The sequence below is a fragment of the Rhizobium sp. KNZ14-9A genome (genome assembly GCF_056755015.1).
Genome location: NZ_JBPGXB010000004.1, coordinates 375457 through 395815 on the forward strand (window position 1 = coordinate 375457; position 20359 = coordinate 395815).

Here is a 20359-nt window from a genome sequence, read left to right on the forward strand (position 1 = left end):
GTCCCGAACAAATAGAATGGGGAATTTCACCGATGACGGATATCGTGGACGCCGGCGTTGCCGCCGGCACCGAAGGTAAACTTATACGCGCGCTTGACTGGAAGGGTGCGTTTTGGGTGGCAGCCGGCGTGCCACCGCTTGTTCTCTTCTCCATCGGCGGTATTGCAGGTACGACCGGCAAGCTCGCCTTTGTGGTCTGGATCATCTCGATGATCATGGGCTTCCTGCAATCCTTCACCTATGCCGAAATCGCCGGCATGTTCGGCAACAAGTCGGGCGGTGCATCGGTCTATGGCGCCACGGCCTGGCTGCGCTATTCGAAATTCATCGCGCCGCTGTCCGTCTGGTGTAACTGGTTTGCCTGGTCTCCGGTGCTTTCGCTCGGCTGCGCCATTGCGGCCGGATATATTCTCAATGCCTTCTTCCCGATCCCGGCAGCGGATTCGCAGGCGGTCCTCGCCTGGATCAGCGCGCATGCCGCTTCGATCACGGCCGATAGCCCCCGCGTCGCCGAATATATTGCTGCCCATGCCGGCACTTCGCCTGAGGATGCGGTCAAGGCGCTGCTGAGCGCGGACGGCGTATCCGCGCTGACGCCGGCGATCCGCAGCTGGTCGCTCGTCAGCTTCAGCATTCCCTTCCTGGCCACCGCCAATATCAACGCCACCTTCTTCATCGGCGGCATCCTGATGCTGATCATCTTTGCGATCCAGCATCGCGGCATCTCCGAGACGGCGAGCGTCCAGAAATGGCTGGCGATCATCGTGCTCGTACCGCTGCTCATCATCGGTCTTTATCCGATCATCAGCGGCCAGATCGTTAGCGCCAACGTCACCGGGCTGGTTCCGCCAACGGCGGCCTATGCCGGCACCGACGGTACCTGGAGCAATGGCGGCTGGACGCTGTTCCTCGGCGGTCTCTATATCGCCGCCTGGTCGACCTACGGTTTCGAGACTGCGGTCTGCTATACGCGCGAACTGAAGAACCCCAAGACGGATACCTTCAAGGCGATCTTCTATTCCGGCCTTGCCTGCTGCTTGTTCTTCTTCCTCGTACCTTTCGCCTTCCAGGGCGTGCTCGGTCATGCGGGCATGCTGGCGCCGGGCATCATTGACGGGACGGGTGTCGCCGAAGCACTCGGCGGACTGATCGGCGCCGGCCGTGTCGTCACCCAGCTTCTCGTCGTGCTGATGATCATGGCGCTTTTCCTCGCCATCATGACGGCGATGGCAGGCTCCTCGCGCACGCTCTACCAGGGCTCGAAGGATGGCTGGCTGCCGAAATATCTCGACCATGTCAACGAACACGGCGCCCCGACCCGGGCGATGTGGACGGACTTTGCCTTCAATCTTTTCCTGTTGGCGATCGCGTCCGATGCTGGCGGCTATTTCTTCGTGCTCGCCGTCTCCAATGTCGGTTACATCATCTTCAACTTCCTGAACCTTAATTCCGGCTGGATCCATCGCATGGATTCCGGTCATGTCGAGCGTCCCTGGAAGGCCCCCAGCTGGCTGATCGGCGTCAATACCGTGCTTGCCTTCGTCAACGCGCTCTTCCTCGGCGCCGGCGCCAAGGTCTGGGGTTACGCCAACGCGCTCTGGGTCGGCTTCATCTTCGCCGCGCTTATCCTGCCGGTTTTCGCCTATCGCCACTACGTCCGCGACGGCGGCAAATTCCCGGCCGGCGCCATGGACGACCTCGGGCTCGTGGGCCAGGACCTCGGTGTCAAAAAGGCCGGGATATTGCCATACCTCGCGCTTGCCGGCGGTCTCGCCATCGTATTGATCGCCAACTGGATCTTCCAATTGCCCGCTTAAGGATTGTCGGCCGGGGTATTCTGACAGATTTGTCTGATGCTTGGGCTCCGGCAGAGAAACCATAGGCATGCAGACCGGCGTCAGTTGGAAACGGCTGACGCCGGTCTGCATGCATATATGTGGTGTCAGGACCTGCCGGGGCTCTGCGGCCCGATCAGCGATCGAGAAACATTTTTCACTGTGTAATCCCTAAATAGCGTTCATAACTTCCTGTGCTGCATCGCCGGGCGGTCGGCCTCTGCTCGCCCTTTCGGCTTGTCGCGGTCGTGGCTCTCGGCGCGCGTGATCCGCCTATCGGTGAGATGCGTTTTGAACTTCGCTTTTCCATTCCGTCTCCCAAACGCTTTTTCCCGCTGCTGCCCTGAAATGAGAAAGCGATTTCTTATAATCCATATTATCTACTGTTTTTATAGACAATATGGATCCGGATGAGGCGTTTTCGCATGACCTATTTTCTCAGCCTTCTCGACAAGAGCCCGATCGAACAGGGAAAAAGCGCTAGCGAAGCCTTGCAGGCAAGCGTGCGGCTGGCGGTTCGGGCCGAGGAACTCGGCTATCACCGGTTCTGGGTCGCCGAGCATCACAATATGTCCAATCTGGCGAGTTCTGCGCCGGAAACACTGATTGCCTATCTCCTGGCGCGAACTTCGAAAATTCGCATCGGGTCGGGCGGCGTAATGCTCCAACACTACAGCGCCTACAAAGTGGCCGAGACCTTCAATCTTCTCGCCTCGCTTGCGCCCGGCCGCGTCGACCTCGGCGTCGGCAAGGCGCCAGGCGGCTTTCCGCTGTCGACACGGGCTCTTCAGGCGGCTTTCGATCCTGAAAGAAAGCCGGATTTCGCCGTCCAGCTTTCCGACATCAACACCTATCTTGCGGCTGATCCCAACTATGAAGGTGCGCAGGCGATGCCCTTTCCGCCTCATGCGCCGGAGCGCTTCCTTCTCGGCGCAAGCGTCGAGAGCGCAGTGCTTGCCGCCGAGAAAGGCTGGGAGCTGGTTTTTGCCGGGCATCTCAACGGCGATCCAGAGAACCTGCGCAAGACCTTCGAAGCTTATGAACGCGCCTCCGATGGCAAGAGGCCGATTCTGGCGCTGGCTGCCTTCGCAGCCGACAGCGAGGAACAGGCGCGCGAGCGCGTCGGCAATCTGCGCATTGTGAAGGTCTTCCTACCGAACGGCCAGACCGTGAATGTCGGCGGCGAAGAACAGGCGGCCGAATTCGCAAGGCAGGCCGGTGTCACCGAGTATCGCATCGAGGAAAAAGTGCCGAGCGTGCTGCACGGTACCGCAGCCCAGATCCGCAAGGAACTGGACGAGCTGCATCGCCGCTACGGGGTCAAGGAATTCATTCTCGATACACCGGCACTCGCCGCTTCCGAGCGGCTTTCCTCAATCGAGTTGCTCGCCAAGGAACGGCTTTCCCTCGCAGCCTGACCATCCCCAGGAGGATTGAACCCATGGCCAAGAAGAAAATCACTTTCGGTATCATGCTGCAGGGCCCGGGCGGCCATATGAACGCCTGGAAACATCCAAGCGGCCCGGCCGATGCCAGCACCAATTTCGACTTTTTCGTCAAGACGGCGCGCAAGGCCGAAGAAGCAGGCATCGCCTTCGCCTTCGTTGCCGACGGCCTCTATATCAACGAACAATCGATCCCGCACTTCCTCAACCGGTTCGAGCCGCTGACGATCCTTGCTGCGCTTGCGGCCTCGACCTCGAAGATCGGCTTAGTCGGCACCGTCTCCACTTCCTACAGCGATCCCTTCACGATTGCCCGGCAGTTCGCCTCCATCGACCTCGTCAGCGGCGGCCGTGCCGGCTGGAATGCCGTGACCTCGCCACTCGAAGGCTCGGGCCGCAACTATGGGCGCGAGCATCCCGAGCACGAGCTGCGTTACGAGATCGCTGAGGAATATATCGACGCCATCAGGGGTCTCTGGGACTCTTGGGATGACGATGCCTTCGTGCGCGACCGTCAGAGCGGCGTCTACGCCGACAAGACCAAACTGCACCGGCTGAACCACAAGGGGCGCTTCTTCCGCATCGAAGGGCCGCTCAATATCGGCCGCTCGAAACAGGGCCAGCCGGTGGTTTTCCAGGCGGGCGCCTCCGATTCCGGTATCCGGCTCGCCGGCAAACATGCCGACGCGGTCTTCACCAACGGCGGACCGATCGAGGAAGCGCAGGCTTTCTACAAGCAACTCAAGCAGAGCGCGATCGCGCAAGGGCGACGGACCGCAGAGATCGGCGTCTATCCCGGTATCGGCCCGATCGTCGGCGCGACGGCAGAGGAAGCGGAGGCCAAGTATCAGGCGATCCGCAATCTCGTCACCATTGAAGAGGCGCTGCTCTATCTCGGCCGCTTCTTCGACCATCACGATTTCAGCGCCTATCCGCTCGACGAACCTTTCCCTGATATCGGCGACATCGGCCGCAACAATTTCCGTGCCACGACGGATCGGATCAAGAAGACGGCGCGCGAAAAGGGACTCACCCTCCGGGATGTCGCGCTCGACGCGGCAACGCCGCGCACGGCGTTCATCGGTACTGCAGATCATATCGCCAACGAGATCATCCGCTGGATCGACGGCGAGGCTGCCGATGGTTTCATCCTTGGGTTCCCCGTCATCGCCGAAGGCTTCGATGATTTTTCCCGCCATGTGCTGCCGATCCTCGAAAGGCGCGGCTATTTCGATCCCGTACTGAAGGGTGAGACGCTCCGCGATCATCTGGGGCTGCCTTTCCGCGAGAGCCGCTATGCGACAGATGCCGGTGAGGTCGAACAGGGAAAGGCTGCCAGCGCCTGAGGCGCGGCGGACAATTCCATGAACGTCATTGCAAAACCTTCGCGCAGCCACGATCCGGTCGAGACGGGAATTGCCGCCTATCTCGATGAATTCATCGCGCTGCGCCACGACCTTCACCAATATCCGGAGCTTGCTTTTCAGGAGCGCCGCACGAGCAAGCTCGTGGCATCACACCTTTCCTCCTGGGGCTATGAGGTGGCGACGGGCATTGCCGGCACCGGCATCGTCGCCACCCTGGCCCGCGGAAACGGCAAGCGCTCCATTGCCATCCGAGCCGATATGGATGCCCTGCCGATCGAGGAGGCGACAAGCCTTTCCTATGCAAGCAGCAATCCCGGTGTCATGCATGCCTGCGGCCACGATGGCCATACGACGATCCTGCTTGCCGCTGCGCGCTATCTGGCCGAGGCCGGCAATTTCAGCGGTACGTTGCGGCTGATCTTCCAGCCGGCCGAGGAAATCGGCGCCGGTGCCCGCAAGATGATCTCGGAAGGCCTGTTCGAACGGTTTCCGGTCGATGCGGTCTTTGGGCTGCACAATTGGCCGGCCGTGCCGGCCGGTAAGTTCGGTTTCGTTGCCGATGCCGCCATGGCGTCCGTCGACCAGGCGGTCATCCGCATCGTCGGTAAGGGTGGACATGGCGCCGAGCCGCATCGCGCCGTCGATCCGGTGCTGGCATCGGCTTCCTTCATCACGGCGTTGCAAAGCATCGTCTCACGCAATGTCGATCCGCAGGATATGGCCGTCGTCACCGTCGGCTCCATCCATGCCGGGTCAGCGTCGAATGTCATTCCGGAGAGCGTCGAGCTAAAGCTCACCATGCGTGCCTTCAACCAGGCGGTGCGCGACAAACTCCAGGAACGCGTGCCGGCGCTTGCCCTAGCCCAAGCTGAGAGCTTCGGGGCAACGGCCGAGGTCGATTACCGGCTTGGCTTTCCGGCGCTCATCAACCATCGGACCGAGACGGCCTTTGCCCGCGATGTCGCGCTCTCCTCTTTCGAGCCGGAAAGGATCGAGGCTGGGTTCCGCCCGCGCACGGCAAGCGAGGATTTCGCCTTCATGCTGCAGGAGAAGCCGGGCAGCTATCTCTTCGTCGGCAATGGCGACAGCGCGCCTCTTCACAGCGCTCACTATGATTTCAACGACGCGATCATTGCGCCCGCCGCCCGCTACTGGGTGCGGCTTGCCGAGACCTTCCTCACTGACGACAACGGGTGACGAACGACATGAGCGACACGTTTCTCTACACTTCCCCCCTCGACCCCCGCGCCAAGCCGCTGATCGACGAACTTATCCACGAATATGACAGCCGCTACGGGAACTATTTCAGCGATGAGGGTGCCGTGGCAGAGCTCAACCGCTATCCGCCCGAGGCTTTCGCGCCGCCCGTCGGCAGTTTCGTGCTGCTGGTACGCGGCGGCGAGACGATCGGCGGCGGCGCTTTCAAATATTATGATGAGCAGACCGCCGAGTTCAAACGCATCTGGACACGCTCTGACCTACGTCGGCAGGGCCTTGCCCGCAAGGTTCTCGTGGAACTGGAAGCGCAGGCCGCCCGCCAAGGCTATTCGCGGGTCTACCTGACGACCGGCTTTCGCCAGCCGGAGGCGGTCGGCCTCTATCTCAACTACGGCTATACGGCGCTCTTCGACCCCAAGGTCGACCCGGAAATCTATAAGACGCTGCCCTTCGAGAAGGATATCCGCCACCTCGCACCGCAGCTGTCGGCCAACGCCGATCGCCCGCCACTACAGGCAGCAGCAGGTCGCTGAATCCAGGCAAAGAACGCTCCATAAAAAGGGGATATACGATGGCACTGACGAGTGACTATGCCGGCATCGATACCGGCAGCAGGGCAGGGGACCGAACGCTTCAGGATTATTCCCGACTGAGGATCGTCCCGGCGCGGCATCCCGGCCGGGTTGCCGGCACCATGTTCGCTGCTCTGGTCATTGCCGCCGTCCTCTATTCGACCTTCACCAATCCGCGCTGGGGCTGGGATGTTTTTGCCGAATGGTTCTTTGCGGCGCCCGTTCTTGCCGGCCTCGGGCGCACGCTGCTCCTGACACTGTTGGCAACGATCTCCGGTTCGCTCCTCGGCACGGCACTGGCGCTTGCCCGTGTCTCGAGATCGCCGCTGCTTTCGGGCCTATCCTGGGGCTACATCTGGCTGCTGCGATCGATCCCCGTGATCGTTCTGCTGCTGGTGCTGAACAATCTCGGCTATCTCTATGAGACGGTGAAGCTCGGGGTGCCGTTCACTGGCACTGTCCTCTTCGAATATCCGACGACACAATTGCTGACGCCCTTTGCTGCCGCGTTCCTCGGTCTCACGCTCAATCAGTCGGCCTTCTTCGCCGAGATCGTCCGCGGCGGCATTCTGTCCGTCGATCAGGGGCAACTTGAAGCCGCTTCGGCGCTCGGTCTCTCGCGCCGTCGTCAGGCATTCCGTATCGTGCTGCCGCAGGCGATGCGTTCGATCCTGCCGACCGGGTTCAATGAGATCATCGGTCTCGCCAAGGCGACCTCCATGGTCTACGTGCTTGCCTTGCCGGAACTGTTCTACACGGTCCAGGTCATCTATCGCCGTAACCTCGAAGTCATTCCGCTGCTGATGGTAGCGACCGTCTGGTACCTCGTCATCATGACGGTGCTGTCGATCGCCCAGCATTATATCGAGCGCTATTTTGCCAAGGGCGCATTGCGCAACCCGAAGCCCTTGCCCTTCCAGTCTTTCCTCAAGCGTTTTGCCCGCCCTTTGCCTACGGCAGCGATCTCTGGCGACTTTACCCGTACCTCCGGCTTCCGTGACGCAGCGGTTCTTCGCACCGGCGGGACGGTGCGCATCCACGGCATTTCCAAGAGCTTCGGCTCTCTGAAAGTGCTCGATGGTATCGACCTCAATCTGCCTGCCGGCAGCGTCACCGCCATTCTCGGTCCCTCGGGCTCCGGAAAGTCCACCCTGCTGCGCGCCATCAACCACTTGGAGCGCGTCGATGCCGGCTTCATCTCGGTCGACGGGGATCTCGTCGGATATGAGCAGAAAGGTGATGTGCTCTACCAGCTCAAGGAAAAGGAAATCCTCAAGCGGCGTGCCGATATCGGTATGGTCTTCCAAAGCTTCAATCTCTTTCCGCACCTGACAGTGCTTGAAAACCTGATCGAAGCGCCGATCCAGGTGCGTGGCGTGAGCCGTGAAGAGGCCGTGCAACTTGCGCAGGAGCTGCTTGCCCGCGTCGGCCTCGGCGACAAGATCAATACCTATCCGCGCCAGCTCTCCGGCGGCCAGCAGCAGCGCGTCGCCATTGCCCGTGCCCTGGCGTTGCGTCCGAAGGTGCTTTTGTTCGATGAGCCGACATCAGCGCTCGACCCTGAACTGGTCGGCGAAGTCCTTGATGTGATCAAGGAACTGGCGCGCACGGGTACGACGCTTATCATCGTCACCCACGAAATCGGCTTTGCCCGCGAAGTTGCCGATACTGTCGTCTTCATGGATGGCGGCCATATCCTCGAGGCCGGCTCGCCAGCCCGCATCTTCAATGGCGCGGAACACCCCCGCACACGCGAATTCCTCGCCAAGGTTCTCTGAAAAAGCAGCGAGGCAGCAGCAGATCCCGGCCGCGACGGGCGTCCGGAGGGCATGAAAAGAACAACAACCCTAAGGTGAAATGGAGAAGGGAAATGGCATTCAGAAATAGCGCCAACTACCTGTTTGCCGGAGTCGTCGCCCTGGCGGCAATCGGCCTCGGCACGGCGCAGGCAGCCGAGAAATTCAATCTCAGCCCCGACACGTCGAACCGCGTGCGGGCCGAAAAAGATGAGGCCGCGATCAAGGCCATCGCACCCAACTTCAAGTTCGTTGAGCCGGGCAAGCTTACCGTTGCCGTCAACGCCTGGGATCCGCCGATCGCCACCTATGCCTCCGACGCTGCGACCGTGGTCGGGGCAGACCCGGATCTCGCGCAACTGCTCGCCGATTCCTTCGGCCTTGAGCTGAACCTCGTTTCTGTCGCCTGGGCGGACTGGCCGCTCGGCGTCTCCTCCGGCAAGTATGACGCCGTCATCTCCAACGTCACGGTGACGGAGGAGCGCAAGGAGAAGTTCGATTTCTCCACCTATCGCAAGGATGTGCTCGGCTTCTACGTCAAGTCCGACAGCAAAATCAGCGAGATCAAAGAACCGAAGGATGTCGCCGGGCTCAAGGTGATTACCGGTGCCGGCACCAATCAGGAGAAGATCATCCTGGAATGGGATCGCCAGAATGTCGCCGCCGGCCTGAAGCCGATTGAAGTTCAATATTATGACGACCGTGCCGCAGCTGATCTGGCGCTGCAGTCCGGCCGTGCGGATGTCGAGTTCAATCCGAATGCGACGCAGGCCTACAGCTCCTCAATCAAGGGGCACACCAAGCTCGTCGGTATCGTCTCCGGCGGCTGGCCGCTGACGGCTGAAATCGCTGTTACGACGAAGAAGGGCGCCGGCCTTGCCGATGGTGTCACCGTGGCGCTCAACGACCTTATCAAGAACGGCAGATACGGCGAAGTGCTGAAGCACTGGAGCCTGAACGCTGAAGCCATCGACGAAGCCAAGACCAACCCGCCGGGGCTGCCGAAGAGCGGTTCGTAAAGGATGGTCTGACGGACCGGCGTTGGAGGTCGCGCCGGTCCGTCCCCGTGTTCATATATTCTTATGGAGAGTCCTCTCGTGACGATATTTTCCAGGCTGCGCATCGCATCGATTGCCGCCATCGCATCTCTGACAACCTGCTATTCAGGCATGGCCGCGGCTGATGAATTCGACCTGAGCCCCGAGCAGCCCAACCGCGTGCACGCTCAGCGCAACGAGGCGGCGATCGCGTCCATTCCGAAGGGTTTCAAGTTCGTCACATCAGGCAAATTCACGGTTGCCGTAAGCCCGGGGGGACCGCCGCTTGCCACTTATGCGACGGACGCCAAGACCGTCGTCGGAGCCGATCCCGAGTACGCGAACGCCATTGCCGAAAGCCTCGGGCTACAGCTTGAACTCGTCCCGGTTGCCTGGATCGATTGGCCACTTGGCCTGACGTCAGGCAAATATGATGCTGTTATTTCCAACGTCGGTGTTACCGAACAGCGCAAGGAAAAGTTCGATTTCTCGACCTACCGCAAAGGTCTGCATGGCTTCTTCGTCAAGGCTGATAGTGCGATCACCTCGATCAAGGAGCCGAAGGATGCGGCAGGACTGCGCTTCATCGTCGGCGCCGGCACCAATCAGGAACGCATCCTGCTGAAATGGAGCGATGAGGATGTCGCTGCCGGTCTCAAGCCGCTCGAGCTGCAATATTATGACGACGAGGCAGCGAGCCTTCTGGCGCTACGCTCAGGCCGTGCCGATGTCATCGTCCAGCCGCATGCCCAACTCGTCTATATCGCCGCCCGCGACAAGAACCTCAAACGGGTCGGAACGCTGAGCGCTGGTTGGCCCGACCGGTCGGACGTGGCGATCACGACCCGCACGGGAAGCGGCATTGCCGATACGCTGACGCTCGCCACAAACGACCTGATCAAGGACGGGACCTACGCAAAAATCCTTGCGCACTGGCAGCTTTCGGAGGAGGCACTGCCTGCCTCCGAGACGAACCCGCCCGGCCTGCCGAAATTCTGAGTGAGGACAAGATGAGCGGCAACGCGCTTTCGATCGGCCACATCGGCTTCCTGACACCCGGCAACTACCCGGATGACGACCCGCTCTCCGGCCTCGAAAAGACATTGCAGCTTCTGGACTTCGGTGAAGAGCAGGGCTTTAACAGTGCCTGGGCCCGCCAGCGGCATCTGGAGCCTGGGATTTCCTCGGCGACCGCCTTCCTGGCGGCCGCTACTCAACGCACCAGCCGTATCGAACTCGGCACCGCGGTCATTCCGATCGGTTACGAAAGTCCCTATCGGCTCGCCGAAGATCTCTCTACCGTGGATGTTCTATCGAAGGGAAGGCTGAATGTGGGCCTGAGCGCCGGCCGGCCGCTGCATGCCGATCTCATCGGTCCGCTTGCCTTCGACGGCGACTGGCAGAACCATGATTTCTCGCATGCGCGCGTGCTGCGCTTTGCCGACAATCTGAAGGGGACCTATCTCGGTGACGAGAACACCTTCATCAAGACGCCCTTTGGACCCCAGCGCCCGAGACTGCAGCCCTACGCTAAAGGCCTGATCGATCGCATCTGGTATGGCGGTGGCTCATTGCGGTCGGCCTCATGGGCCGGCCGGAACGGCTTCAACCTGCTGATCGGCAATGTCACGTCCAGCGAAGAGACCGATGACTTTTTCGTCGCCCAGTCCCGTCAGCTCGAAGCCTATCGGGCTTCCGGCGGAGCGGAACGGCGCGTGGCGCTCGGTCGGGTCATCGTGCCCTTTGACAGTGCGGATGCGGCCACCCGCCAGCGATACTCAGACTATGCCGCCGGACGATATGAGCGCACGCTATCTCCGCAGGGTGAACGACGCACGCTGTTTGCCCGTGATCTCGTTGGTCCGTCAGAGCAGATCCTCGAGCGCCTTCTTGCCGATCCCATTTTGCCGCATGTGAGCGAGCTCAGGCTGGAGTTGCCCTACGAGTTCGAGCATGATGAATATCGCCAGATTCTACACGACTTCGTCACCCACATTGCTCCCGAGCTCGGCTGGAACACGAAGATTGCCCTCCGGGCGGCGTCGTGAGCGGCGCGACAAACGCCGGAATTGTAGGAAATCTCTCCGTGACGAAATCAGTTGAATACTTTTTCTCCATCAGTTCGCCCTGGTCCTATATCGGTCTGGATGCTTTCGCCGAGCTTGCCGTAAACAACGACATCATCATCAAGCCGTATCTGACGACGGTCGTCGAAGAGAATGGCGGGATTTTCTCGCGCAATCGCCCGGAAATTCGCCGCGCCTACTGGATCCGCGATCTCAAGCGCTGGGCGAGGGTGCGCGGCAAGACCCTCATCCTCGAAAATCGTCCCGAGCTCAGTGATCCGACACCGGCCTCCTTCTTCGTCATTGCTGCCTATCTCGATGGCCAGGATTGGATCGGCGTGACGCGTGCCCTGCAGCATGCCTTCTGGAGTGAGGCGAAAGATATCGGCAGGCCTGATATCCGCGAAGCGATCGTCAACGCTGCTGGTCTCGATGGCGCGGCCTTGCTGCGACGGCAGGCCGATGACGATGTCCAGCAGAAATGGGCAGCCGATCGCGTTCATGCACGCGAAAGAGGCGTCTTCGGTTTCCCAACTTTTGCCTATGAGGATGAGCTCTACTGGGGGCAAGACAATCTCCCCTTCCTCGAACGCCATCTTTATGGCGACAAGCCGTAAAGGGCTGACGCAGCGCGTTCTGCCAAAAGCCGGTGGCGGGCTGAAAAGCATCCTCCGGTGCGTCGCAAATGCCGAAGCTGGCGGGCTTGCTCTCCGGTAGAGCTGCAACGGCGAAAGGGGCATACTGACAGCGACGACAATACCGGCGGCTTCTTCGTCAGGGCGACACCGCCCTGCCTGACGGAACCGAGGCTTGGCGTCCTTGATAGTAACACTCGGTCGTCGATGCCGCGACGACTTGAAGGGCGACCAGAATCCGGTCCGCGACGGGCATTGGATCCCGGCCCGCCGTCGCCCGCACATAGTGCGATATCTCCTGTTGCCCAGTGCTTGTCTTTCCAAATCAGCACCTATCACGGCAATTGACACGGCCGTCCGCCGCACTAGTTTAAATTGTCAAGTCATTGGCTGCATGCGTCTGGTTGCGATGCGCATACCGCCAGTTGCGCTGTGACTGAAAGGATCGGACATGCCCACAACTTGGATGTGTCTGGTTCGCAAAGTGAGACACACGTACAGCGTTTGCATTTGAAAGGTGATCGTCTCCGGAAACATCCCGGAAATAAAGGATCGCGACCAAGCGCCCAGCCGTCCGAATGACGCGCCTGAAAGAGCTTCATCACCGCTGGGCGAACCTCATCATCGTTCGATCAACCACCACACGGAGGTATAAGATGCGCAAGCATGAACTGGTTATCGTGATGACGCTTGCATCTCTTTTCTCGGTTCAGACTGCTCACGCGGACGGGCCTGCCGGTGCAGCCCGTGGCCTGAAGGCGGCGCCTGTATTCAGCTATATTTCTGAAAAGCGCCGGACTACAGCACCTTTCGCGCATGTGATGTTCTGCGCTCGAAATCCCGATGAGTGCACTGCTCGCGGCGATGCTTCGGAAGTCTCCTTGGGCCCCTTAGCGGACGAGCAGCTTCGCACTGTCAACACCTCGGTCAACCGCTCGATCCGCTCGCTCGACGACCGGCCCGATCAAGGTGATGTCTGGCAGGTGAACGTCACGGCGGGCGATTGCGAGGATTTTGCGTTGACGAAGCGCGACCACCTCATTGCCATGGGCTGGTCGACGAAGGCATTGCGGATCGCCGTGACCAAGACGCCCTCCGGCAAGGGCCACGCGGTTCTGGTCGTCAGAACCGATCAGGGCGATCTGGTGCTCGACAACCGCACGAATGCGATCAAGGGCTGGAAGGATACGGATCTTCGCTGGCTGATGATCCAGTCGGGCGACAATCCGCGAATATGGTACGAACTTTAGATGCACGGGCATGATACGAGTTCGGGCGGATGTGGGGCGTGGAGATCTTTTGTGCCGCTATCTGTAAGCAGATGCGCGGAAGTCACGCGCGTGGAAACACCATCAACTCAGCCGCCGCCCCTTGTTGCCCAGTGAGAAATCCGCCGCCTCGGTTGCGGTCCGCAATATTTGAACACGCCCTGATGGAAGCTTCTTCATCTAATCGGTCTTATCGAAAAGAATCCATTGACCTGCGACCCTGCTTACATCTTCTATCCGCCCCCAACGTCAGGAAGGCGGCCAGGGAGGGCACATGCAGGTCCTATCGAGCATTGAGGCGGTGCGCGCAGCGCTTGCAGCGGTGAGAACAAATGGCGGAGGCATCGGTTTCGTGCCGACGATGGGTTATCTTCACGCGGGGCACATGGAACTTGTTGCGCGAGCCCGCGCTGAGAACGAAATCGTCGTTGCTTCGATCTTCGTCAATCCGCTCCAGTTCGGGCCGACGGAGGACCTGACCCGATACCCGCGCGATCTGGAACGCGACAGAACGATGCTGGAAAAGGCTGGCGTCGATATTCTCTTTGCGCCCGGTGTCGGAGATATGTACCCGCACCCGATGAAAACTGTGGTTGATGTGCCGGAGCTTGGCTGCGAGCTCGAAGGCGCCGTTCGACCGGGGCATTTCGCGGGTGTCGCCACCGTCGTCAGCAAGCTCTTCAATATCGTCCAGCCAAACAACGCCTATTTCGGCGAGAAGGATTACCAGCAGGTCGTCATCATCAAACGGATGGCCGACGATCTGGCTCTGCCAGTGCGTATCGTTTCGGTGCCGACGGTCCGGGATGCGGATGGTCTCGCTCTATCTTCTCGTAACGTCTATCTCAGCGAGGAGGAACGACGCGCAGCGGTCATCATCCCGCGCGCATTGGACGAGGCGGAGCGCCTTGTCGCTCAAGGCCTCTCCGACCCGCAGGTCCTTGAAGCGAAGCTAGTCGGCTTCATCGGCCGTGAGCGCCTGGCAAAGCCGGAAGTCGTCGCTGTGAGGGACGCCTCGACCTTGAAGCATGTGGCGAAAATCGAGGACCCGGTGGTTGTCGCACTGTTCGTGCGGATTGGCACGACCAAGCTCCTCGACAATCGGGTGATCGCGAGAAAAGGTTCGTCTGGAACAGGAGAAGCACAATGAGCGCTGTCAGCTCCGCAAAACGCCTGACGCCAACGCGAATCCGGGCGATGAAGGGCGGAACGCCGATTGTGTGTTTGACGGCCTACACTACACCGATGGCGCGGCTCCTGGACGAACACTGCGATCTCCTGCTCGTTGGGGATTCGCTCGGCATGGTTCTTTACGGCATGGAGAGCACCGTGTCGGTGACGCTCGACATGATGATCGCCCATGGCAAGGCGGTGATGCGTGGCGTCGCTAAATCCTGCGTGGTCGTCGACATGCCCTTCGGCAGCTACCAGGAGTCGAAGGAGCTGGCCTATCGCAATGCTGTGCGCATTCTGCAGGAAACAGGGTGCGACGCGGTCAAGCTCGAAGGTGGCGAGGAGATGGCCGAGACAATTTCCTTTCTCACCGCGCGCGGCATTCCGGTCCTCGGGCATATCGGGCTCATGCCTCAGCAGGTTCATACCGCAGGCGGCTACCGATCTGTTGGACATTCCGAGGAGGAGGTTGCCAAGATCCGGCGTGATGCCGACGCGGTCGGCAACTCGGGAGCCTTTGCGGTGGTCATCGAGGGCACCGTCGAGACATTTGCCCGCGAGGTGACGAGGGCAATTCCTGTTCCGACAATCGGGATCGGTGCCTCGGCTGCCTGTGACGGTCAGATCCTGGTTTCGGACGACATACTCGGACTGTTCAATGACTTCACGCCGCGCTTCGTCAAACGATACGACGAACTTGGAAAGAGGGTCGGGGTGGCGGCTGCCGCCTATGCAGAGGAGGTGCGCTCCCGCGCATTCCCCACGGAGAAACATACATTCAAGCGCAGGTCTTGATCGCGCGACCTATTGCGTTGGAGAGTCCGGCGATAAGCCATATCGGCTCCAACCCCTGGAGCAGTCGCCAGGGCGGGATTGGCGCGTGAGGTGCCGAATGCAGGATCGAGAGCAAATATCTTAAAAACTGCGTACCGATCCGCGTAAAACTGGGCTGTAATCGTTCCACTTCATACGATAAATGCTTTTTCAGCGACCGCCGCTGAAATTCACTTCCCAAGCGCCGATCGCCTTAAGAACAGCACGCACGAAAACCGACGACGGACCGGCATGATTCCGGCCGCGCAGGAGGAAGACCCATGGCATCCGTTGCCGAGAGCGCCCCCCGCTTTGAAAAGACCGCAATGTCCATCCTGGTGGCAGTCAGCTTCTGCCACATGCTCAATGACATCATGCAGTCGCTGCTTGCCTCGCTCTATCCGCTCTTCAAGGCCAATTACAACCTCGATTTCGTGCAGATCGGCCTTCTGACCATGACCTTCCAGGTCACGGCCTCGCTGCTCCAGCCGCTCGTCGGCATCGTCACCGACCGCTGGCCGATGCCCTATTCGCTGCCGGTTGGTATGGCGAGCACCTTCTGCGGCCTGATCCTGCTCGGCAATGCCGGCAGCTTCGAGCTGCTGCTGGTTGCGGCAAGCCTCATCGGCTTCGGTTCGGCGGTCTTCCATCCGGAATCCTCGCGCGTCGCGCGTCTTGCTTCCGGCGGTCGCCACGGCTTCGCCCAGTCCTTTTTCCAGGTGGGCGGCAATGCCGGTCAGGCGATCGGTCCGCTGCTGGCCGCCTTCATCGTGTTGCCGAACGGTCAGCACAGCGTGTCCTGGCTTTCCGGCATCGCCATGGTCGGCATAGTGGTCCTGAGCTGGGTCGGCAACTGGTACATGAGTCACCGTCGCCAAAACGCCAGCAAGGCGGCCGCGAGCCGCACGCTGCCGCTGCCTCAGAGCAAGGTCGTCTGGGCGCTACTCATCCTCGTGTTGCTGACGGCGACGAAGAATGTCTACATGGCAAGCGTCTCGAGCTACTTCACCTTCTACGTCATCGACCGTTTCCAGCTCGACGTGCAGCAGGCGCAGCTCATGCTTTTCCTGTTCTTGGGTTCCGTTGCCACCGGCACCTTCCTCGGCGGCCCGATCGGCGATCGTTTCGGCGCCCGTTTCGTGATCTGGTTCTCGATCCTCGGCGTGATCCCCTTCGCGCTGCTGCTGCCCTATGCGAACCTTTTCTGGACGGGCGTGCTCAGCGTCGTCATCGGCCTGATCTTTGCGTCGGCCTTTTCGGCCATCGTCGTCTTCGCGCAGGAACTGGTGCCGGGTCGCGTCGGCCTGATAGCCGGCGTCTTCTTCGGCTTCGCCTTCGGTGCGGGCGGTCTCGGTGCGGCCTTGCTCGGCGGTTTTGCCGACTCGCACGGTATCGCCTTCGTATATCGTATCTGCTCCTACCTGCCGCTGCTCGGCCTGTTCACCATCTTCCTGCCGTGCATCCCGAAGCATCGAGCAGTTTAAGTTTCGCACTCAGAAAGAGGCACCGAAACGTGTTTCGGTGCCGCTTTTGCGTCAGGGCAAGCGCGCGGCGCGGTGTTGCGTTCGAACGAACATTTTTTCCCCGGCCCTCGGAGAAGACGGATCGTCATTTCTTTAATCTACTATTTTGATGGATAATATCCGTCATATGATGCAGCCATCGACGGCGCGATAGTGGAAGGAAATGATATGTCTGCACCCAAACTGGTCGGTCTTGCCGGCAGCTTCAATCGTCCCTCGAAGACCTTTGCGCTGGTCGAGAATATCGCCGGCCTCGCCGCCGAAAAATATGGCTTCGACAATACGATTTACGACCTGACGGACGTCGGCCCTTCGCTCGGCCAGGCGTTGCGCCGCGACGATCTCGACAATCGCGCCAGGGAAATCATCGCCGACATCGCCAATGCCGACGTCCTTGTCATCGGTGCGCCGACCTTCAAGGGCAGCTATCCGGGTCTCTTCAAACATCTGATCGATCTCATCGACCCGCATGAGCTGCGTGCCAAGCCGATCGTCATCACTGCGACTGGCGGCGGCGATCGTCATGCGCTGATGGTCGAGCATCAGCTGCGCCCGCTCTTCGGCTTCTTCATGGCCCACACGCTGCCGACTGCCGTCTACGCCTCGGACCGCGATTTCACCGACTATCGCGTTTCCTCCGAACAGCTTTCCAAGCGCATCGGGGAGGTGATCGTCGAACTCGCAGCCTTCTTTCCGGGCAGAAGCTCAAGGCTGATCGCAGCGGAATAAACAATATCCAAAGACGGATTTCAGCGGCGCCTTCGGGCGCCGTTTTGTTTGGAGCGTGCCAGCAGCTGGCATTTAATCCATAAATTTGATGGAATTTTATCCTGCCGCTCTCGAAGACGCGGCAAGAGTTTTTCCGGTGGTGAGAAGACATCAGACGTTCGTGCTTCGCTCGCCATGCCCGTATTTGCAATTATCCGCCTGCTCGGGGCTCGGCCTCATTCAGTCAGACGGGATAAAAAAATGACCAAGAACAAGAATTTCGGCGCCATTTCGCTTTCGCGCCGCGCGGCTCTTACTGTTGCCGCCTCTGCGGCCGCACTCATCGCCTTTGCTGCGCCGGCTCCTTCCTTCGCCGAAGACAAGTCGATCAAGGTCGGTATCATGAGCGGCGAGGACGAGGATGTCTGGCGCGTCGTCACCAGCGAAGCCGCCAAGAAGGGCCTCAAGATCGAGACGATCACCTTCAACGACTATACCCAGCCGAACGAGGCTCTGGAACGCGGCGAAATCGACGCGAACGCCTTCCAGCACCAGCCCTATCTGGACAATCAGGTCAAGCAGCACGGCTACCATATCGTATCCGTCGGCTACACGGGCGTCTGGCCGATCGGTCTCTATAGCAAGAAGCACAAGTCCGTTGCCGAACTGCCAGCGGGCGCCGTAATCGGTGTCCCGAACGATCCGTCCAATGAAGGCCGTGCGCTTCGCGTTTTGCAGAATGAGGGTCTGATCAAGCTCAAGGACGGCACCGGCATTCTGGCGACGATCGTCGACGTGTCGGAAAACCCGAAGAACATCGAGATCCGCGAACTCGACGCCGGTATCGTCGGGCGTTCCATTGATGACCTTGATGCCGGTATCGTCAATACCGACTGGGCGCTGAAGAGCCGTCTGTCCCCGAAGGAGCGCATCGCGCAGGAGCCGATCGCCGACAATCCCTATCGCAACTTCATTGCCGTCAAGGAAGAGAACAAGGATGCCGATTGGGTAAAGACGCTCGTCTCCTCCTATCAGAACGAGACGGTGAAGGCCGAATTCGATAAGGTCTATAAGGGTACGGGCCTCAGCGCCTATTGATTTCGACGCCCTTAAAAGGGCGTCAGCAACTGAGGCGGCCCTGGCCTTTTGCCAGGGCCGCCTTCAGCGTTTGTGAAGGAACGAGCATGAATTCAATTGTCTCCGCCTTAGGGATCGAGACGCGGCCAGTCGATGCCGAAGAGGTCGTGCGCCTGATGGATGTCAGGCGCAAGTTCGGTGTGACGGCAGCGCTCGACGGCGTTTCACTCAGCGTGAAGAAGGGCGAAATCCTCGGCATCATCGGCCGCAGCGGCGCCGGCAAATCGACGCTGATCCGCTGCCTCAACGGTCTCGAAAGGGCCGATAGTGGCGAGATCGTCATCGAGGGCCGCAATATTGCAGGCCTTGCCGAGCAGGAGCTGCAGCCCTTGCGCCGCCGCATTGGCATGATCTTTCAGCATTTCAATCTGCTGTCGGCCAAGACGGTCGAGGAGAATGTCGCCCTGCCGCTGAAGATCGAGGGTGTCGCCAAGGCCGAACGGCTGAAGCGGGCGCAGGAGCTTCTGGACCTCGTCGGTCTTTCCGATAAGGCTAGGGCTTATCCGTCGTCGCTCTCAGGTGGCCAGAAGCAGCGTGTCGGCATCGCCCGCGCACTGGCCGCCCGGCCGGCCCTGTTGCTGTCCGACGAAGCGACCTCGGCCCTCGATCCGGAAACGACGCGTTCGATCCTTGCGCTGTTGAAGGACATCAACCGTAAGCTTGGTCTTACCATTCTTCTGATTACCCATGAGATGGAGGTGGTGCGCGGCATTGCCCATCGCGTCGCCGTCATCGATGCGGGGCGCATCGTGGAAGAAGGCCAAGTCTGGTCGATCTTCGGCGATCCGCAGGCGGCGATCACAAAAAGCCTGCTCGGCGGCATCCGCCCGCAGCTTCCGGAACACATTGCTGCACGCCTGTCGCAGACCGGCGGCACGGAAGCTATCCTCAGTGTCGATCTTGCTGGACCGGAAGCGCAAGGCGCGCTTTTTGCCGATCTCTCGGCAGCGCTGCCGCATTCCTTCCGCCTCGTGCACGGTGGTATCGATCACATCCAGAACCAGCCCGTGGCGCGGTTCTTCATTGCCGTTCCTGCGCGCGATCCCGCGCTTGCCGGGACGGTCGAACAGTTTCTGAAGGCCCGGTCGGCCCGGGTGGAGGTGCTTGGTTATGTCACCGATCATGATTAATCTGCTGCTGCGCTCCCTCTGGGAGACGGTGCTGATGACGGCAGCATCCGGCTTGATTTCGCTGGTAGCAGGCTTGCCGCTCGGCCTGGCGCTGGTGCTGACGAACCGCGGCGGCATTGCCGAAAATCTCTGGATCAACCGCATCCTCGGCGCCGTCATCAACGGCTTCCGTTCCGTGCCTTTCATCATCCTGTTGGTGGCACTGATCCCGCTGACGCGCCTTATCGTCGGCACGGCGATTGGCACCTGGGCGGCCATCGTTCCACTCGCCATTGCCGCGACGCCATACTATGCCCGTATCGCAGAAGTCTCGTTGCGCGAGGTCGATCGTGGCCTGATCGATGCGGTGCGTGCCATGGGCGGCAATCGCTGGACGATCATCCGCGAGGTTCTGGTGCCCGAAGCCCTGCCCGGAATCGTCGCCGGCTTTACCGTCACGCTGGTGACGCTGATCGGTGCTTCGGCGATGGCCGGCGCCATCGGTGCCGGCGGTCTCGGTGACCTCGCCATTCGTTATGGCTACCAGCGCTTCGAGACCAATGTGATGATTGCGGTCGTGGTCGTGCTCATCGTTCTCGTCTGCGGCATCCAGTGGCTGGGCGACCGGCTGGTCGCCCGCATGGATCATCGCTAGAA

The 20359-nt window shown here is 60.4% G+C and carries 18 protein-coding genes; all 18 read left to right on the forward strand.

What is annotated here, in order from left to right:
• Positions 1–32 precede the first annotated feature (32 nt).
• The 18 genes from ACR9ZQ_RS32150 to ACR9ZQ_RS32235 all read left to right on the forward strand — a co-directional run bounded on the left by ACR9ZQ_RS32150 (position 33) and on the right by ACR9ZQ_RS32235 (position 20357).
• Entirely contained in the window at positions 33–1817 is a 1785-nt protein-coding gene (locus ACR9ZQ_RS32150) for a trimethylamine N-oxide permease (protein ID WP_481429673.1), read from the forward strand.
• 443 nt (positions 1818–2260) lie between these two features.
• On the forward strand, positions 2261–3253 hold the full coding sequence (locus ACR9ZQ_RS32155) for an LLM class flavin-dependent oxidoreductase (protein ID WP_310381860.1): 993 nt from the start codon (positions 2261–2263) through the stop codon (positions 3251–3253).
• 23 nt (positions 3254–3276) lie between these two features.
• Complete coding sequence (locus ACR9ZQ_RS32160; RefSeq protein ID WP_113319627.1) at positions 3277–4626, forward strand: LLM class flavin-dependent oxidoreductase; 1350 nt, start codon at positions 3277–3279, stop codon at positions 4624–4626.
• 18 nt (positions 4627–4644) lie between these two features.
• Positions 4645–5844, forward strand: coding sequence for a M20 aminoacylase family protein (locus ACR9ZQ_RS32165; RefSeq protein WP_481429674.1), 1200 nt, complete (start codon positions 4645–4647; stop codon positions 5842–5844).
• The gene (locus ACR9ZQ_RS32170) at positions 5841–6398 is read left to right on the forward strand and encodes a GNAT family N-acetyltransferase (RefSeq protein ID WP_481429675.1); all 558 of its coding nucleotides are present in this window, start codon (positions 5841–5843) and stop codon (positions 6396–6398) included. The genes ACR9ZQ_RS32165 and ACR9ZQ_RS32170 overlap by 4 nt, the downstream gene beginning before the upstream one ends.
• 38 nt (positions 6399–6436) lie before the next feature.
• A complete protein-coding gene (locus ACR9ZQ_RS32175; protein WP_481429676.1) occupies positions 6437–8215 on the forward strand; it encodes an amino acid ABC transporter permease/ATP-binding protein in 1779 nt (592 codons plus the stop codon).
• Between the two features lie 92 nt (positions 8216–8307).
• Entirely contained in the window at positions 8308–9252 is a 945-nt protein-coding gene (locus tag ACR9ZQ_RS32180) for an ABC transporter substrate-binding protein (RefSeq protein ID WP_113319623.1), read from the forward strand.
• A 63-nt stretch (positions 9253–9315) separates the two neighbouring features.
• The gene (locus ACR9ZQ_RS32185) at positions 9316–10269 is read left to right on the forward strand and encodes an ABC transporter substrate-binding protein (RefSeq protein WP_405049696.1); all 954 of its coding nucleotides are present in this window, start codon (positions 9316–9318) and stop codon (positions 10267–10269) included.
• Positions 10270–10280: 11 nt separating this feature from the next.
• Positions 10281–11318, forward strand: a complete 1038-nt coding sequence (locus tag ACR9ZQ_RS32190) for an LLM class flavin-dependent oxidoreductase (RefSeq protein WP_481429677.1) — start codon at positions 10281–10283, stop codon at positions 11316–11318.
• Between the two features lie 38 nt (positions 11319–11356).
• A complete protein-coding gene (locus tag ACR9ZQ_RS32195) occupies positions 11357–11953 on the forward strand; it encodes a 2-hydroxychromene-2-carboxylate isomerase (RefSeq protein ID WP_113319621.1) in 597 nt (198 codons plus the stop codon).
• 674 nt (positions 11954–12627) lie between these two features.
• Positions 12628–13221, forward strand: coding sequence for a transglutaminase-like cysteine peptidase (locus tag ACR9ZQ_RS32200; RefSeq protein WP_310381873.1), 594 nt, complete (start codon positions 12628–12630; stop codon positions 13219–13221).
• Positions 13222–13513: 292 nt separating this feature from the next.
• Positions 13514–14389, forward strand: a complete 876-nt coding sequence (gene panC / locus ACR9ZQ_RS32205) for a pantoate--beta-alanine ligase (RefSeq protein WP_481429678.1) — start codon at positions 13514–13516, stop codon at positions 14387–14389.
• Positions 14386–15207, forward strand: a complete 822-nt coding sequence (gene panB / locus ACR9ZQ_RS32210) for a 3-methyl-2-oxobutanoate hydroxymethyltransferase (protein WP_310381877.1) — start codon at positions 14386–14388, stop codon at positions 15205–15207. Before panC ends, panB begins: the two co-directional genes overlap by 4 nt.
• A gap of 299 nt (positions 15208–15506) precedes the next feature.
• Positions 15507–16709 (forward strand): MFS transporter, encoded by a 1203-nt coding sequence (locus tag ACR9ZQ_RS32215; protein WP_481429679.1) that lies wholly within the window; start codon positions 15507–15509, stop codon positions 16707–16709.
• 207 nt (positions 16710–16916) lie between these two features.
• Positions 16917–17477 (forward strand): FMN reductase, encoded by a 561-nt coding sequence (gene msuE / locus ACR9ZQ_RS32220; RefSeq protein ID WP_481429680.1) that lies wholly within the window; start codon positions 16917–16919, stop codon positions 17475–17477.
• Positions 17478–17717: 240 nt separating this feature from the next.
• Positions 17718–18554 carry a MetQ/NlpA family lipoprotein gene (locus ACR9ZQ_RS32225; RefSeq protein ID WP_481429681.1) on the forward strand — a complete coding sequence of 279 codons (837 nt, stop codon included), beginning with the start codon at positions 17718–17720 and terminating at the stop codon, positions 18552–18554.
• An 86-nt stretch (positions 18555–18640) separates the two neighbouring features.
• Positions 18641–19723 carry a methionine ABC transporter ATP-binding protein gene (locus ACR9ZQ_RS32230; RefSeq protein WP_481429682.1) on the forward strand — a complete coding sequence of 361 codons (1083 nt, stop codon included), beginning with the start codon at positions 18641–18643 and terminating at the stop codon, positions 19721–19723.
• Positions 19704–20357, forward strand: a complete 654-nt coding sequence (locus tag ACR9ZQ_RS32235) for a methionine ABC transporter permease (protein ID WP_037098446.1) — start codon at positions 19704–19706, stop codon at positions 20355–20357. The genes ACR9ZQ_RS32230 and ACR9ZQ_RS32235 overlap by 20 nt, the downstream gene beginning before the upstream one ends.
• The last annotated feature ends 2 nt before the right edge of the window (positions 20358–20359 follow it).

What these genes read in the sequence shown, in the direction of transcription:
- ACR9ZQ_RS32150 (WP_481429673.1), top strand. Translation starts at nt 33, where the DNA reads ATGACGGATATCGTGGACGCCGGCGTTGCCGCCGGCACCGAAGGTAAA.
- ACR9ZQ_RS32155 (WP_310381860.1), top strand. Translation starts at nt 2,261, where the DNA reads ATGACCTATTTTCTCAGCCTTCTCGACAAGAGCCCGATCGAACAGGGA.
- ACR9ZQ_RS32160 (WP_113319627.1), top strand. Translation starts at nt 3,277, where the DNA reads ATGGCCAAGAAGAAAATCACTTTCGGTATCATGCTGCAGGGCCCGGGC.
- ACR9ZQ_RS32165 (WP_481429674.1), top strand. Translation starts at nt 4,645, where the DNA reads ATGAACGTCATTGCAAAACCTTCGCGCAGCCACGATCCGGTCGAGACG.
- ACR9ZQ_RS32175 (WP_481429676.1), top strand. Translation starts at nt 6,437, where the DNA reads ATGGCACTGACGAGTGACTATGCCGGCATCGATACCGGCAGCAGGGCA.
- ACR9ZQ_RS32180 (WP_113319623.1), top strand. Translation starts at nt 8,308, where the DNA reads ATGGCATTCAGAAATAGCGCCAACTACCTGTTTGCCGGAGTCGTCGCC.
- ACR9ZQ_RS32185 (WP_405049696.1), top strand. Translation starts at nt 9,316, where the DNA reads ATGGAGAGTCCTCTCGTGACGATATTTTCCAGGCTGCGCATCGCATCG.
- ACR9ZQ_RS32190 (WP_481429677.1), top strand. Translation starts at nt 10,281, where the DNA reads ATGAGCGGCAACGCGCTTTCGATCGGCCACATCGGCTTCCTGACACCC.
- ACR9ZQ_RS32200 (WP_310381873.1), top strand. Translation starts at nt 12,628, where the DNA reads ATGCGCAAGCATGAACTGGTTATCGTGATGACGCTTGCATCTCTTTTC.
- panC (WP_481429678.1), top strand. Translation starts at nt 13,514, where the DNA reads ATGCAGGTCCTATCGAGCATTGAGGCGGTGCGCGCAGCGCTTGCAGCG.
- panB (WP_310381877.1), top strand. Translation starts at nt 14,386, where the DNA reads ATGAGCGCTGTCAGCTCCGCAAAACGCCTGACGCCAACGCGAATCCGG.
- ACR9ZQ_RS32215 (WP_481429679.1), top strand. Translation starts at nt 15,507, where the DNA reads ATGGCATCCGTTGCCGAGAGCGCCCCCCGCTTTGAAAAGACCGCAATG.
- msuE (WP_481429680.1), top strand. Translation starts at nt 16,917, where the DNA reads ATGTCTGCACCCAAACTGGTCGGTCTTGCCGGCAGCTTCAATCGTCCC.
- ACR9ZQ_RS32225 (WP_481429681.1), top strand. Translation starts at nt 17,718, where the DNA reads ATGACCAAGAACAAGAATTTCGGCGCCATTTCGCTTTCGCGCCGCGCG.
- ACR9ZQ_RS32230 (WP_481429682.1), top strand. Translation starts at nt 18,641, where the DNA reads ATGAATTCAATTGTCTCCGCCTTAGGGATCGAGACGCGGCCAGTCGAT.
- ACR9ZQ_RS32235 (WP_037098446.1), top strand. Translation starts at nt 19,704, where the DNA reads ATGTCACCGATCATGATTAATCTGCTGCTGCGCTCCCTCTGGGAGACG.